Below are 14,707 nucleotides of genomic sequence, written 5' to 3'. Positions count from 1 at the left end.
GCAACCGGCTCCGCAAAAATTATTTTCTTCCCCAAAAATAATCGTATTGCGTGTACATTCGAGACCGGGTCACGAGCGAAATCGCAAACGGCTGAAAGAGACTCCTCTGTCGTATAATCTTGATATTTCGATATAAATGACATTATGAGAACGTTTTTACTTTGCGCCGCGAATTCGCAGCGCAACACCTGGATTTTGCCATGCGGAATTTCATCCCGCATACGGAAAATTGGGTTGTGTCGAAATTTTCGCTCGACAATCAACCTGTAACGTTACAGATTTCCCGCCCTGCCCTTGGTCCCGCTTTCGGCATTGACCGGAGCCCGCATACATATATGAATCCGATGAGTGGAAGCATGGCGACGCGAAGGAGCGGAATGGTGTCGGGAACGGATCGGGTGAGCGCCGGCAAGGCGCACGCGCCGCAAATTCTGGAGGGCGAGCGCCCGACGCTGAAGACGATCGCTTACCTGACAGGCCTTGGCGTGACGACTGTGTCGCGTGCGCTGAAGGATGCGCCCGACATCGGTGCCGATACGAAGGAACGGGTCCGGCTTGTTGCCCGGCAGTTGGGCTATCAGCCGAACCGCGCAGGCGTGCGCCTGCGCACAGGCAAGACCAATGTGATCGCACTTGTCCTCGGCATGGACGCCGAAATCATGTCGATGACGGGTCGTATGGTCTATGGCATATCGGATGTGCTCACCGGCACGTCCTACCACCTCGTCGTGACCCCGCATATGAACAGCGCAGACCCTATGGTGCCGGTGCGCTACATTGCCGAAACGGGCTCGGCCGACGGGGTGATCCTGTCGCGCACGGAACCCGACGACGCGCGCATCCGGTTTCTGGCGGAGCGGAACATACCCTTCGTCACGCACGGTCGAACGGAGATGGGCTTTGTCCACCCCTATCACGATTTCGACAACGAGGCTTTCGGCTATCGGGCCGTGCAGCGGCTGGCCGAGCGCGGCCGTAAGCGTATCGCCATTCTGCGTCCGCCGATCCAGCTTACCTATTCCGGCCATACGATGACGGGTTTTCACCGCGCGCTCAGAGACTTTGGCCTTGAAGAGGCCCGCTTCGACTGGATTTCCGTCGAAACACCGGCCTCGGAACAAAAGGATGCGGTGGAGGCCCTGATGCGTGGTCCTGACGCGCCGGACGGCCTGATCTGTTGCTCCGGAAGTTCGGCGATTGCGGCCGCGGCCGGGATCGCCTCCGCCGGCAAGACGATCGGGCTGGAACTCGACATGGCGGCCAAGGAAGCCGCAGGCGTTCTGCCCTGGTTCCAGCCCGCAATCATCGCGATGAACGAGGATTTCGCCAGCGCCGGCCGCGAGCTGGCCCGCGCGCTGCTCGCCCGCATCGCAGGCACAGATCCCGAAACGCTGCAAAGCATCGCGATGTCGCCCTGGGCGGATGAGTAGTCGTCTATCGGGACAGACTGATCTCAAGACCATCACGTCCGACGATCAGCTCGCCAGAATAGGTCTCCTCAAGCGCCGCGCGCCAATGCGCTTCCGTAAAGTCCGGATCGTCGGCAGGGATCATGTGGTTCAGCGCAAGCCGCCTGACACCCGCGGCAGTCGCAATTCGCCCGACATCGACGGCAAAGGTATGCGAAGCGATGAGATGCTCGCGCAGCCGCGACCCGTTGCCGGTGCGGCTAATGATGCTCTCAAGACCCGTCGGTAGCATCGCTTCGTGTATCAGCAGATCGGCACCGCTCGCAAACTCTGCCAGTGGCGGATGATAAGCGGTGTCGCCCGAAAACACGACGATGCCCGAGGGCATCTCGACCCGAAAGGCAAAGCAATCAGCCACCGGCGGATGCGGCACCCGAAGCGCAGTGACCCGGAAGCCCGGCTCATCGAGCACCAAGCCTTCGTCGATTTCCATCACCGTCACCAGATCGGCCAGCACCGGGCGGCCCTCATCCACGATACGGGTGGAGATATCGACGTCCAGAGAGGCGAGGAAACCACGCCACACCGCAGCAACACCTTTTGGACCGTAGACCTTCACCGGCGTCGAAAGACCAGACGTCCAGGCCGTATGGATCAGCCCGCCGAGTTCCAGCACATGGTCGGAATGGAGATGTGTCACCAGGATGTGACTGAGCCCCTTCAGCGACACGCCGGCATTGACGATGCCGCGCGAAACGCCGAGCGCGCAGTCAACGGCGATCACGCGCCCGCCGGTCTCGATCAGGCTCGATGTCGGCGAAGGACCGCCCGGCCGGATGGCCGGACCGCCCTTCGTGCCGAGAAGAACGATGCGATCATTCATTCAGGCCGCTACCCCACGGGCCGTGGTGGAAGTCCTTGCCGTCGAGACGGTCGAAGCCATGCGCGCCGAAGAAGTCGCGCTGCGCCTGGATGAGGTTGGCGGTTCCGCGCGCCTGTCGGTAGCTGTCGAAATAGGACAGTGCCGAAGAGAGCGCCGGAACCGGCAACCCTGCCGTTACGGCTGCGGCCACAACGCGACGCAGCGACGGCAGAGCTTCCTTGACCATCGCGGAGAAAGCCGGTGTCATGATCAGGTTTTCCACATCCGGCATGGCCGTGAACGCGGTTGTGATCTCGTCGAGGAACTGCGAGCGGATAATGCAGCCGGCGCGCCAGATCTTGGCAATCACCGGCATCGGCAGCGACCAGCCGAATTCCTTCGACGCTTCCGACATAACGGCAAACCCTTGCGCATAGGCGCCAATCTTGGCGGCAAACAGCGCCAGTTCCAGATCATTGAGACCCGCGCCACTCGCATCAATCTTGCCGGGAGCGGAACCGAAGATCTTTTCGGCCGCAACACGCTGCGACTTCATGGACGAAAGCACGCGGGCAGCCACGGCAGCTTCGATGGCCGTTGCCGGCACGCTTAGCTGCTGCGCTTCGATCACCGACCACTTGCCGGTGCCCTTCTGACCCGCCTGATCGAGGATCATGTCGACCATCGGTCCGTCGCCATGGGGGTCACGGGCAGCCAGCACCTTCTCGGAGATCTCGATGAGATAGGAGTTCAGACGGCCCTTGTTCCAGCCGCCGAAAATGTTGCCAATCTCGGAGGCCGACTTGCCGGCACCGTCGCGCAGCAGGCCGTAGATCTCGCCGATCATCTGCATGTCGGCATATTCAATGCCGTTATGGATCGTCTTGACGAAATGGCCGGCACCGTCGGCGCCGAGCCACGCGCAGCAGTCCTCGTTATTGAACTTGGCGGAAATGGAGGTCAGGACCTTCTCGACGCGCGCATAGCTTTCCGGCGTCCCGCCGACCATGATCGACGGTCCGTGGCGCGCACCCTCTTCGCCACCAGAGACGCCCATGCCGATGAAGGTCAGACCAGTGCCGTCCAGCTCCTTGAATCGGCGGCGCGTATCATGGAAATTGGCGTTACCCGCATCAATGACGATGTCGCCATTGGTCAGATAAGGCCGAAGGTGCTGGATCTGGTCGTCCACCGGCTGGCCTGCCTTGATCATGATGATGATCGGGCGCGGCGGGCGGATCGCGTCGATGAACTCTTCCATCGTGTGGCAGGGAATGATTCGGTCGGCGAGCGCGCCAGCCTCGGCGAAGAACTCGTCCGTCTTCTCGGTGGTGCGGTTGAACACCGCGATCCGGTTACCCTTTTCGGCGATGTTGAGAGCGAGATTCGCCCCCATCACGCCCAAACCGATGAGACCGATTTCTGCCTTTTCCATGGGGATCACTCCAATGTTTTTATTGGAGCCTTTTTTGGCACTCGGCACGGCCATGGGCAAGAGCAAATCGATTAAGTTTATGTGTCAGGCCGGTCGTCGCCGTCGTCGAGCACCCGCCATGACGACCCTTCGAGATCGTCATACTGGCCGCTCTTCAGTGACCAGAGAAAGGTCGCAAGGCCAAGCCCACCCAGTGCAAGCGCGATGGGGATGAGATAGATCAGGACGTTCATGAAGCCACCGCCGGTGTCAGGGGTGCATCATGTTGCTCGCCCACGGCGACCCTGCTCGATCCGAGCGTCAGCCGCATCGCATTGGCCACCACGATGATCGACGAGGTCGACATGGCAATGGCAGCAACCAGCGGCGAGGCGTAGCCCAGCAGCGCGAGCGGCACGAAGACGACGTTATAGGCAATCGCCAGCGCGAAGTTTTCGATAATCAGCCGGCCTGCGCGCTTCGACACCTTGATGGCCAGCGACACGGCAGAAAGGCTCTCATGCAGGAAGACGAAGTCTGCCGCCTGTCGACCAACATCGGATGCCGTTGCCGGCGCCATCGAAACATGCGCGGCGGCAAGCGCCGGCGCATCGTTGATCCCGTCACCGACCATTAGCACCTTATGTCCACGAGCCGAAGCCTTGTTGATTTCCTCCACCTTGCCCTTCGGCGTCAGTGCCGAGCGCCAGAAGCCGATGCCGAGACGCCGAGCGAGCGCCGCAACGACACCTTCGCGGTCGCCCGAAAGGATCGCCGTCTTCAGACCGCGCCCGGCAAGCCCGGTGATCAGCCCCTGCGCATCGCGCCGCATCTGGTCTTCGAACTGGAAGACGGCAACGAGCTTGCCATCCAGCGACAGAACCGTTTCGGGGCCGGCGGCATCGTCTTTACCCGCGTCGGCTGAAGCAGCATTGAGAGCGAATGCGCGGTGACCAAGCCGCCACAGTCCCTCGCGGTCTTCGGCCTCGATACCTGCGCCGGGTATTTCGGAGACGGTCAAGAAGCGTGTCACGTCACCCCCGCCGGCATCGGCCAGAGCAACCGAGAGCGGATGGCGCGAATGCAGCGCCAGCGACGCAGCCGCCTCAAGCGCCTTTACCGGCATCGCGCCCTTGTTGATAAGCCTCGGTTTGCCCAGCGTCAGCGTGCCCGTCTTGTCGAAGATCGCCGTATCGATCTCCGTCAGCCGCTCCATGGCAGAGCCGTCCTTGACCATGATCCCATCGCGGAAGAGCCTGCCAGCCGCAACCACCTGCACCACCGGCACGGCAAGGCCGAGCGCGCAAGGGCATGTGATGATGAGAACGGCTATGGCAATGGTCAGAGCATGCTTCCAGTCGCCGCCGAAAACGCCCCAGAAGAGGAAGGCGGCGAGCGCCAGAATATGCACCGCCGGCGCGTAGATTTCCGCAGCACGGTCGGCGATGCGGCGATAGCGCGCCTTGCCGCCCTCTGCCGCCTCCATGAGACCGATGATTTCGGCAACAAAGGAATTACGCGCCGCAGCCATCGCCTGCACGGTCAATGCGCCCGTGAGGTTCAGCCCCCCGGCCTGCAGCGCCGATCCCTTTGAAGCCGCTATGGGCAAACTCTCACCGCTCACGATGGACAGATCGAGCTCGCTCGCCCCCAACATCACGACACAGTCGACCGGCACGCGCTCGCCAGCAGCGATCAGCAGCCGGTCGCCGGGAGCGATCTCGTCGATATTGCGATATTCGCGGCCGCCATCGGCGGTCAGCACCGTTGCGCCGCGCGGGCTTAAGCGAGCCAGCCCGCTGATGGCCGAACGCGCGCGATCACGCATGATATGGTCGAGCGTGCGGCCGATCAGCAGGAAGAAGAGCAGCGACACGGAGGCGTCGAAATAGGCTTCCCGACCGTGGTTCATCGTCTCGTAGAGCGACATGGCATAGGAGAGCGTGATCGCCAACGCTATCGGCACATCCATGTTCATCCGGCCATGACGCAGAGCGTTATAGGCTGAAACATAGAATGGACGGCCGGAATAGATCAGCGTCGGCCCGGCAATCGCGGCAGAAATCCAGTGGAACATGTCGCGGGTCGCCGCATCCGCGCCCGACCAGACGGAGACCGACAGCAGCATGATGTTCATCGCGGCAAACCCGGCCACCGCCATGGCGCGAATGAGTCCATTGCGCGTGCTGTCCTGCTCCTCGGCAGAAATCGAAAAGAGATGCGACTCGTAGCCGGCCGCCTCGATGGCCCTGGCAATCACCGAAGGGTCGGTGCGGCGGCCATCCACCTCTTCCTTCCACACGCAGGTGACGCGCCGGGTCGATAGATTGACGCGGGCGCGCTCCACTTCAGGCAGCGCCTTCAGCGCCTTTTCGAGCGTCGTGATGCAGGCGCCGCAATGCACACCGGGCACGGCAAGATCCGTCTGGCGCAGCCCGCCATCGAGCGGGCGGCTCGCCATCCACAGTTCGTCAGTCGGCGGCAGATCGTGGATCGCCTTTTCGGCATCCAGTGCGGCTTCGGTGCCTGCTGCACAGCAACTCATGGGACTACCCTACCCTTCAACCGTCAGCGATTGGGGAACACATGGACGCGGATGGCTTCGTGATAGACCATCTTCCCGTCGTCATTGGTCTTCAGATCGACGATCCATTCGCCCGGCAGAACCTCATGATTGGTCGTGAAGACGCCGTCGCCTTCATGTTTGAGCGTCACGGTGAAGTCCTGCAGCGTCCCGACCGGGCGGTGGAACGAGGCCACGACCTCGTCGGCGGGAACCGGGCCGCGCTGCGGATGGGTCAGCACATAGCGGATCCCTTCCCGGTTGGCGTTGAGCTCGCCGCGAATACCGGTCGCAGCCATCTGGCGCATATGCTCCGCAGCCGCATTGAATTGCTGGCTTGCCTTGAACGTGTCATCCGCCACCAGCCCGCTCCACGAATGGGTGGCGTACCAGGCCATCGTGAAGTTGACCGCGATGACCGTCCCGAAGAAGGCGATCATGATGGCCAGGAAATGCCAGCCTGTGAAGGTGAAGCCGCTGGGCTTGTTGGTAGCAGTTGCCATCAGTGATGCTCCCTGTTCTTGACGTCGGCCGGCGCATTGAAGACGGCCTTGTAGACGTCATGCTCGTTGCTGGACTTGTCTTCGGCAATGAAGCGGAAGTGTTGCTCTTCGTCATGCAGATGTTCGCGCGGCACGGTCACATAGACCTTCAGCGTCACGGCCTTGTCGGGATCGGCCTGAATGTCGAAGCTGCGGCTGTCGGGCTGATCCATGCCGTTGATCTTCATGACCGCCCCATCGAGCCCCTCAAGAGACAGTGAGATCACGCGCGGCTCGGGGATCATGTTGAGGATGCGCACGGTAAACCCGTTGCGGATCGAACCGTCCGATTCCAGCACGAATTGCGGATTGCGGTCATGCAGAACGTTGACCTCCAGCCGGTCACGCGACAGCAGCGCAACGAGCAGACCGATGCCCACCGCCGCCCAGACGCCCATATAGAGCAGCGTGCGGGCGCGGAAGATGATCTTCCAGTTGAAATGCTTGACCTTGTCGTGGAAATGCCCGTCGGCATCTCGCACGATATTGGGGTTGATGTCATGCGCGCCGTTGCCAGTCGCCAGCGCCATGTTGGCGTTGTAATCGGCAAGCGTCGCATAGGAGATCAGGCCCTTGTCGCGGCCGAGCTTGTCCATCACACCGTCGCAGGCGTCGATGCAGAGCGCGCAGGTGATGCATTCGAGCTGCTGCCCGTCGCGAATGTCGATGCCCATGGGACAGACGACCACGCAGGCATTGCAGTCGACGCAATCGCCGGCGACCTTACCCTCGGCGGCTGCCTTCTTGGTGCCGTGGGTGCGGGGTTCGCCGCGCCAGTCGTTATAGGTGACGGTCAGCGAATTTTCATCCAGCATCGCGCCCTGAATACGCGGCCAGGGACACATATAGGTGCAGACCTGCTCGCGCATCAGCCCGCCGAAGACATAAGTCGTGGCAGTCAGAACGCCGATGGTCATGTAGGCAACCGCGGGGGCTTGGAAGGTCCAGAGATCAAGGAGCAGCTGCGGCGCGTCGGCGAAATAGAAGATCCACGCGCCGCCGGTGGAAACGCCGATGGCCAGCCAGATGGCGTGTTTCGACACCCGCTTCCACAGCTTATCAAAGGACCACGGTGCCTTGTCGAGTTTCATGCGTGCATTGCGGTCGCCCTCGATGAAGCGCTCGACAACGAGGAAGAGATCGACCCAGACCGTCTGCGGACAGGTATAGCCGCACCACGCGCGGCCGACGGCCGAGGTGATAAGAAAAAGGCCAAACCCGGCCATCACCAGTAGCCCGGCGACGAAGAAGAATTCCTGCGGCCAGATTTCGATGAAGAAGAAGTAGAAGCGGCGGTGCGCCAGATCGATCAGGATCGCCTGATCGGGCGCAAACGGCCCGCGATCCCAGCGAATCCAAGGGCCGAGATAGTAGATGCCGAGCGTGACCAGCATCACGATCCACTTGAACTGCCGGAACTGCCCTTCCGCGCGCTTCGGGAAAATCTTCTTGCGCGCTTCGTAGAGCGGCTTTCTGATTTTCGCGGAGTTGACCGGCTCGGCGTCATGGCGAACCACGTCGTCAGCTTGCGCGTTCGCGGCCTCCTTCTTGGGCTCTTCGGCAGTGTAGATGTTCATCGCTGGAATTCCCGATTCTGATATCTGCCTTTTCACATCGGGACGCGTTCAAGACCTTGACTTAAGTCAAGCGCGGACAATTGGCCGCATCGCCGGGAAACGAAAAAGCCGCGCCTTTTGAGGGCGCGGCAAGCGGCATGACAAACAGGTTATCATGCTGGAGAGATCGTAGGCCGCCGGCGTGAAACCGGCGACGAAACTTCATTCACCGCCGCCGAGAGAGTGGACGAACACGGCGAGTTCCTTGACGGTCGTGTCGCCGAGCCGGGCTGTCCAGGCCGGCATGACGCCATGCTTCGGCTTGGTGACCTGCGCGATGATCGCTGCCTCGCCCGAGCCCTTCAGCCAGATGGCATCCGAGAGGTTCGGCGCGCCGAGGTCGCGGTTGCCCTGAGCCTGATCGCCATGGCAGGCGACGCAGTTGGTGGCGAAGATTTCCTTGCCGGCGGCGGGATTGCCGCTGGTCACCGGCTGCTTGGAAAGATCGGCCACATAGGCTGCGACGTTTGCGATTTCCTCCGGCTTCAGCATGTCACCGAAGGCCGGCATTTCCGAAACGCGGGTATTGGTATCCTGCGGATCGCGAATACCATGCGAGATCGTAGTGTAAATCTGATCCGCCGAGCCGCCCCACAGCCAGTCGTTGTCGTTGAGGTTGGGATAGCCGATGCTGCCTTGCGCGCCCGAACCGTGGCAGGGCGTGCAATTGACCTTGAAGGCGGCAGCGCCTGCGGCCGTTGCAAACTCGCTCAGGGACTTGTCCTTGATGATGTCGGCAACCGGCATTGCGGCGATCTTGTCCACGAAGACCTTCTGGGTGCCGTTCGCAGCCACAAGCTCGTCCTTGAGAACGGCACGGTTAGTCACGTTCCAGACGCCTTTGGTGTTGGTCGTGAGCAGCGGCCAGGCCGGATAGACGATCGTATAGCCGATCGCCCAGAGAATGCAGGCATAGAAGGTCCACACCCACCATCTCGGCAGCGGATTGTTGAGCTCGCGAATACCGTCCCAGACATGGCCTGTGGTCTCGACGCCGCTCAGTTCGTCAACATGTTTGTCTGCCATTTTTCAATCCTCCTTGAGAGGTATGGATGCGGCCTCTTCGGCCATCTTTTTCGAACCGGGCCGGAGCGCGAAGACGATCGCGCCCACGAAGAAGAGGGTGAAGCCCAGGAGCCCCCAGCTGTCGGCGAATTGCCGCATCATGGTGTAGGTTTCCATGGTTCTTACCTCCTCACCGGTAGCCGGATGCGTCGTCGTAGGTCGAGAAATCGACCAGCGTGCCGAGCATCTGGAGATAGGCGACCAGCGCATCCATTTCGGTGACCTTTGTCGGATCGCCGTCGAAGTCACCGACCTTGGCCTTCGGATAGCGCTTGACGAGATCAGCCGTATCCGCATTCGGATCGGACTGCGCCATCAGGTCCTTCTCGGCATTCGCGATGTCGATATCCGTATAGGGGACGCCGACGACACGATTGGCCTTGAGGTGGCCTGCCACGTTCTCGATCTTGAGCGGCGTATCCTTCAGATAGCCGTAGGTCGGCATCACGGATTCCGGAACGACGGAACGCGGATTGGTCAGGTGCTGGACGTGCCACTCGTTCGAGTAGCGGCCGCCGACACGGGCGAGATCCGGGCCCGTGCGCTTCGAGCCCCACTGGAACGGGTGGTCGTACATCGATTCAGCCGCCAGCGAGTAGTGACCGTAGCGCTCCACTTCGTCGCGGAACGGACGGATCATCTGGCTGTGGCAGAGGTAACACCCTTCGCGGATGTAGATGTTACGGCCAGCCAGTTCGAGCGGGGTGTAGGGACGCATCCCGTCCACCTTCTCGATCGTGTTCTGTAGGTAGAAGAGCGGCGCGATTTCCACGATGCCGCCGATGGTGACGACAAGCAGCGAACCTACCAGGAGGAGCGACGCGTTCTTCTCGAGCAATTCGTGTTTTGCAAGAATGGACATGATTGCCTCTCCTTATTCTGCCGGCTGGAGCTGCGGGACAGCGCCACCGATCGGGGCTTCATCACGCTGGTGGCCAAGGATGGTCATCGTGACGTTGTAGGCCATGATCAGACCGCCGAGCAGGTACATGCCACCGCCCACTGCACGCAGGACGTAGTAGGGGAACATGGCGCGGACAGCTTCAGCGAACGAGTAGACGAGGAAGCCCTGGTCATCATATTCGCGCCACATCAGACCCTGCTGGATACCGGCAACCCACATGACGGCGGCATAGACCACGATCCCGAGTGTTGCGAGCCAGAAGTGCCAGTTGACCAGCCGCAGCGAGTACAGGCGTTCCCTGCCCCACAGCTTCGGAGCGAGGTAGTAGATGGCGCCGAAGGAGATCATGCCGACCCAGCCGAGCGCACCCGAATGAACGTGACCGATGGTCCAGTCTGTGTAGTGGCTGAGCGAGTTGACCGTCTTGATCGACATCATCGGGCCTTCGAAGGTCGACATGCCGTAGAAGGCGATGGCCATGATCATCATGCGGATGATCGGGTCGGTGCGGATCTTGTCCCAGGCGCCCGAAAGCGTCATCAGACCGTTGATCATGCCGCCCCAAGAGGGCATCCAGAGCATGATGGAGAAGACCATGCCGAGCGTCTGTGCCCAGTCCGGCAGAGCCGTATAGTGCAGATGGTGCGGACCGGCCCAGATATAGAGGAAGATCAGCGCCCAGAAGTGGATGATCGACAGGCGGTAGGAGTAGATCGGACGACCGGCCTGCTTCGGAACGAAGTAGTACATCATGCCAAGGAACGCGGCAGTGAGGAAGAAGCCCACTGCGTTGTGGCCATACCACCATTGCGTCATGGCATCCTGAACGCCCGAGAAGGCCGAGTAGCTCTTCACACCGAGGAAGGAGACCGGCACGGCGGCGTTGTTGACCAGATGCAGCATGGCGACGGTGACGATGAAGGACAGGAAGAACCAGTTCGCCACATAAATGTGGGTCTCTTTCCGGGTCATGATCGTGCCCAGGAAGACCAGCAGATAGGCGACCCAGACGATCGTCAGCCAGATATCAACATACCATTCCGGCTCGGCATATTCGCGCCCCTGCGTGATGCCGAGAAGATAGCCGGTTGCCGCCATGACGATGAACAGCTGATAGCCCCAGAAGACGAACCAGGCGAGATCGCCGCCGAAGAGACGGACGCGCGAGGTGCGCTGGACCGAGTAAAAGGACGACATCAGCAGTGCGTTGCCGCCAAAGGCGAAGATCACCGCCGAGGTGTGCAGCGGCCGCATGCGGCCAAAATTGAACCAGGGCGCAATGTTCAGCTGGGGATAGGCAAGCTGAAGGGCAATGACGACCCCGACCAGAAAGCCGACGACACCCCAGAACACCGTGGCGATCAGGGCATAGCGGACCACTTCATCGAAATATTCGGACTTGCGCTGCTCGGCGGAGACCGTCGAAACCGGCGCAAAGGAGACGCGACGGATCAACGCCACGCTGAAAATGAGAAGAACAGTGAACAGGACCCACATATGGGCCTTGAACAGGCTGTCCTGGGCAAAGGCTGCCCCTAGCAAGGCGAGAAAGGCGAAAAGCCCGACACCCACCGTTTGTGAAATTTTCGTCATTGTTGGTATCCCCCAACGATTGCTGATCATGCGGCAAGCAGCGCCGGAATCGTCGTCCGACCGTCTTGCGGCTGATGCAGCAATCGCATTTGGGGGGCATGCCATCCTTGATATAGATCAATGCAAATTCGTGCATTCCACGCGACAAATAGCCCTACAATGGGGCTCCTTAGCCTGCACTCAGACAGGTGGAAAAATGAAGACGCTGGACACGCACGACCGGGAGGAATTCGAGAAGCGCTACCGCCCGCCGCAGGGTGTGAGCGCTGTCGATTGGCTGAAGAAAATACACGGCGAACAGCTCGAACTCTGCCGGGAACTCGAAGAGATCGCCGACAGCCTCCCCGCAGAGGTCAATCGCCAGAAATGCATCTATGCCGCCAAGGCGATCGGCCCGCTCACCATGGGTGCTCACCGTTTCGAGGAAGATGTGCTCTTTCCCTGGGTCGAGCAGAATGTGACCGGCCATCCTGAACTCGCAGCCACGCTTGAGCGACTGAAGTTCGAGCATTTCGAGGACGAATGCTTCATCGAGGAGCTGATCGACGCCCTCCTCCGCCTTGGCGCGGCAGACCCGACGCTGAATGCCGAAACCATCGGCTATATGCTGCGCGGCTATTTCGTCAGCATGCGCCGCCACATCGCCTTCGAGCAGGATCACCTGCTGGCCATGGTGAGCGAGCGCAAGGCGGCGTAAAAAGTCGCCTTCCGTTACCCGAAGACGGACCAGCCCGATTTCTTGGCAAACAGTTCCAGCGCCCGCGTACCCGTCGCGGAATTTCCGTTGGCATTGAGCCCCGGCGACCAGACGGCAATCGACGCCTTGCCGGGCGCGATCGCCAGAATGCCGCCACCGACGCCGCTCTTGCCGGGCAGGCCGACGCGGAAGGCGAAGTCGCCGGATGCATCGTAGTGCCCGCAGGTGATCATCAGCGCATTGATGCGCCGCGCCCGCTCGCGTGTGACGACCGTCAGTCCGGAGACGGGATTGCGACCGCCATTCGCCAGGAACAATCCGGCCTTGGCCAACTGCTCGCAGCTCATCGCCAGAGAGCACTGGTGGTAATAGACCCCGAGCGTCTTTTCGACAGGATTGTGGATATTGCCGAAGGCACTCATGTAATTGGCGAGCGCCGCATTGCGAAAGCCCGTGGCCTGCTCGGAGCGCGCGACGTCCTCATCGATATAGACGCTGTCGTCGCCGGAGAGGTAGCGGAAGAATTGCAGGATCTCGCCCAGCGTCTCGCGCGGCTGATGGCCGGCGAGCAGGACGTCGGCCACCACGATCGCCCCAGCATTGATGAAGGGGTTGCGCGGTATGCCGTGCTCATGCTCAAGCTGGACGATGGAGTTGAACGCCGTGCCGGACGGTTCGCGTCCAACGCGCGACCAGAGGCCAGCCCCTATCCGTCCCAGCGCCAGCGTCAGCGTGAACACCTTCGACACACTCTGGATGGAGAACGGCTCGGCCGCATCGCCCACCGTGAACACCTCGCCCTCGGCCGTCACCACCGCCATGCCGAATTTCTTCGGGTCGATGCGGGCGAGCGCCGGAATGTAGTCCGCCACCTTGCCCTCCCCGATATGCGGCTGCATCTCGTGATAGACCTCGTGGAGGATGTCCTGAACCGGCTGGGAGGCGATTGGCATGCGGGCTCCTGTGATTGGCGTCCGGCAGCCCGAATGCGGCATTGCAACCGGGCCTTCAAGGATTTCCTATGCGGTGTGTGAGTGTTTTTGAAGGGCCGAAATGGAATTGCCGCTGTGCAAATCCGGCAAACCGCGATCAGGGAACGAAGTTGCGGTACTCTTCGGAAAACTTGATGTCCCAGCGGTCGTGATACCAGAGCCACTGACCGGGATATTCCCGAACCCAGCGCTCCACCGTATCGTTAAGCAATTGTGCGGTGGCGTTCACATCCACTTCGCCCGTCGCCTTCCGAGGAATGGCCAACGCCGGCTCGAGTTCAAGACGATAGCGGTTGTCGGGAAGCCGGATACAGCGGGCCGGATAGACAGGGCAGTCGAACTGGCGCACCAGCTTGGCAAGGAGCGGATTGGTCTTGACCGGCACGCCGAACAGCGTGGTGTCCGCACCCTTGGAAAACTTCTGGTCTACCAGAACGCCGACGCCACCGCCCCTTTCCAGCTGCCGGGCCAGCGCAAACGAGGACCCCGCATGCGACGGCACCAGCGAACCCATACGATCTGCGCGGAAATCGTGGATCATCTCGGCCATGTAGGGATTGTTCGGCGGCCGGAAGAGCACGGTCACGCTGAGCCCGAATGCGTTACCCGCCACCGGCAACATCTCGAAATTCGCCGTATGAGCGGTGAAGACGATGAACGGCCCCTTGAGATCGCGGATTTCCAGGAAGAGCGGGATGCCGGAAACCTCCACCCTGCCCTTACCCTCGCGGGCCGGATCGAAATCGAAAAGCTTGTCGAGATAGACATATTCGGCCGCCATGCGGCCCATCGATCCCCACGAATCCATGGCGATCTTAACCCGCTCCTCTTCCGTCATCTCGGGAAATGCGCGCCTGAGATTGTAGAGCATCATCTTGTGACGCTTCTGCCTAGGCCCCAGCCGACGCGCAATCCGGTCCATCAGGTTCAGCGCGAAATCGGCAGGAAGTAGCTTCAGCAGCGTCAGGCCAAAGAGCACCAGCTTCGCCAGAAACCACGGCCAGATCTTGCGCAGGTTCGCGCCTATGCGGAGCGCAAGGCCCTTCATGG

The 14,707-nt window shown here is 61.1% G+C and carries 14 protein-coding genes; 2 read left to right on the top strand and 12 right to left on the bottom strand.

Going from position 1 to position 14,707, the window contains the following annotated elements; translation table 11 throughout:
* Nucleotides 1-380 precede the first annotated feature (380 nt).
* Entirely contained in the window at nucleotides 381-1,430 is a 1,050-nt protein-coding gene (locus ABID16_RS03320; RefSeq protein ID WP_435532380.1) for a LacI family transcriptional regulator, read from the top strand.
* 4 nt (nucleotides 1,431-1,434) lie between these two features.
* Here the strand turns inward: ABID16_RS03320 and ABID16_RS03315 are convergent, their stop codons facing one another.
* From ABID16_RS03315 to ccoN, 10 genes are all read right to left on the bottom strand, one after another.
* Nucleotides 1,435-2,292, bottom strand: coding sequence for an MBL fold metallo-hydrolase (locus ABID16_RS03315; protein WP_354554921.1), 858 nt, complete (start codon nucleotides 2,290-2,292; stop codon nucleotides 1,435-1,437).
* Nucleotides 2,285-3,706 carry an NADP-dependent phosphogluconate dehydrogenase gene (gene gnd / locus ABID16_RS03310; RefSeq protein WP_354554920.1) on the bottom strand — a complete coding sequence of 474 codons (1,422 nt, stop codon included), beginning with the start codon at nucleotides 3,704-3,706 and terminating at the stop codon, nucleotides 2,285-2,287. The genes ABID16_RS03315 and gnd overlap by 8 nt, the downstream gene beginning before the upstream one ends.
* A gap of 77 nt (nucleotides 3,707-3,783) precedes the next feature.
* Nucleotides 3,784-3,939 carry a cbb3-type cytochrome oxidase assembly protein CcoS gene (ccoS, locus tag ABID16_RS03305; protein WP_354554919.1) on the bottom strand — a complete coding sequence of 52 codons (156 nt, stop codon included), beginning with the start codon at nucleotides 3,937-3,939 and terminating at the stop codon, nucleotides 3,784-3,786.
* Complete coding sequence (locus ABID16_RS03300; RefSeq protein ID WP_354554918.1) at nucleotides 3,936-6,230, bottom strand: heavy metal translocating P-type ATPase; 2,295 nt, start codon at nucleotides 6,228-6,230, stop codon at nucleotides 3,936-3,938. The genes ccoS and ABID16_RS03300 overlap by 4 nt, the downstream gene beginning before the upstream one ends.
* A gap of 23 nt (nucleotides 6,231-6,253) precedes the next feature.
* Nucleotides 6,254-6,751, bottom strand: a complete 498-nt coding sequence (locus ABID16_RS03295; RefSeq protein ID WP_354554917.1) for a FixH family protein — start codon at nucleotides 6,749-6,751, stop codon at nucleotides 6,254-6,256.
* Entirely contained in the window at nucleotides 6,751-8,367 is a 1,617-nt protein-coding gene (gene ccoG, locus ABID16_RS03290) for a cytochrome c oxidase accessory protein CcoG (protein ID WP_354554916.1), read from the bottom strand. Before ccoG ends, ABID16_RS03295 begins: the two co-directional genes overlap by 1 nt.
* A gap of 201 nt (nucleotides 8,368-8,568) precedes the next feature.
* The gene (gene ccoP, locus ABID16_RS03285; RefSeq protein WP_354554915.1) at nucleotides 8,569-9,432 is read right to left on the bottom strand and encodes a cytochrome-c oxidase, cbb3-type subunit III; all 864 of its coding nucleotides are present in this window, start codon (nucleotides 9,430-9,432) and stop codon (nucleotides 8,569-8,571) included.
* Between the two features lie 3 nt (nucleotides 9,433-9,435).
* Nucleotides 9,436-9,588 (bottom strand): cbb3-type cytochrome c oxidase subunit 3, encoded by a 153-nt coding sequence (locus ABID16_RS03280; protein ID WP_354554914.1) that lies wholly within the window; start codon nucleotides 9,586-9,588, stop codon nucleotides 9,436-9,438.
* A gap of 13 nt (nucleotides 9,589-9,601) precedes the next feature.
* Complete coding sequence (gene ccoO / locus ABID16_RS03275) at nucleotides 9,602-10,336, bottom strand: cytochrome-c oxidase, cbb3-type subunit II (protein ID WP_354555888.1); 735 nt, start codon at nucleotides 10,334-10,336, stop codon at nucleotides 9,602-9,604.
* A gap of 9 nt (nucleotides 10,337-10,345) precedes the next feature.
* Entirely contained in the window at nucleotides 10,346-11,968 is a 1,623-nt protein-coding gene (gene ccoN, locus ABID16_RS03270) for a cytochrome-c oxidase, cbb3-type subunit I (protein ID WP_354554913.1), read from the bottom strand.
* Nucleotides 11,969-12,164: 196 nt separating this feature from the next.
* On the opposite strand from ccoN, the gene ABID16_RS03265 reads away from it, so the two are divergent.
* Complete coding sequence (locus ABID16_RS03265) at nucleotides 12,165-12,665, top strand: hemerythrin domain-containing protein (RefSeq protein WP_354554912.1); 501 nt, start codon at nucleotides 12,165-12,167, stop codon at nucleotides 12,663-12,665.
* 14 nt (nucleotides 12,666-12,679) lie between these two features.
* Here ABID16_RS03265 and ABID16_RS03260 read toward each other — a convergent pair whose 3' ends face one another.
* Complete coding sequence (locus ABID16_RS03260) at nucleotides 12,680-13,618, bottom strand: glutaminase (RefSeq protein ID WP_354554911.1); 939 nt, start codon at nucleotides 13,616-13,618, stop codon at nucleotides 12,680-12,682.
* Nucleotides 13,619-13,754: 136 nt separating this feature from the next.
* Entirely contained in the window at nucleotides 13,755-14,705 is a 951-nt protein-coding gene (locus ABID16_RS03255; protein ID WP_354554910.1) for a lipid A biosynthesis lauroyl acyltransferase, read from the bottom strand.
* Nucleotides 14,706-14,707 lie beyond the last annotated feature (2 nt).

The sequence above is a fragment of the Limnomicrobium aquaticum genome (assembly GCF_040545545.1).
Taxonomy (GTDB): Bacteria; Pseudomonadota; Alphaproteobacteria; order Rhizobiales; family Rhizobiaceae; genus Ensifer_A; species Ensifer_A aquaticum.
The sequence above is the reverse complement of the archived record's forward strand: the minus strand, read 5'-3'. Positions and strand labels throughout refer to the sequence as shown.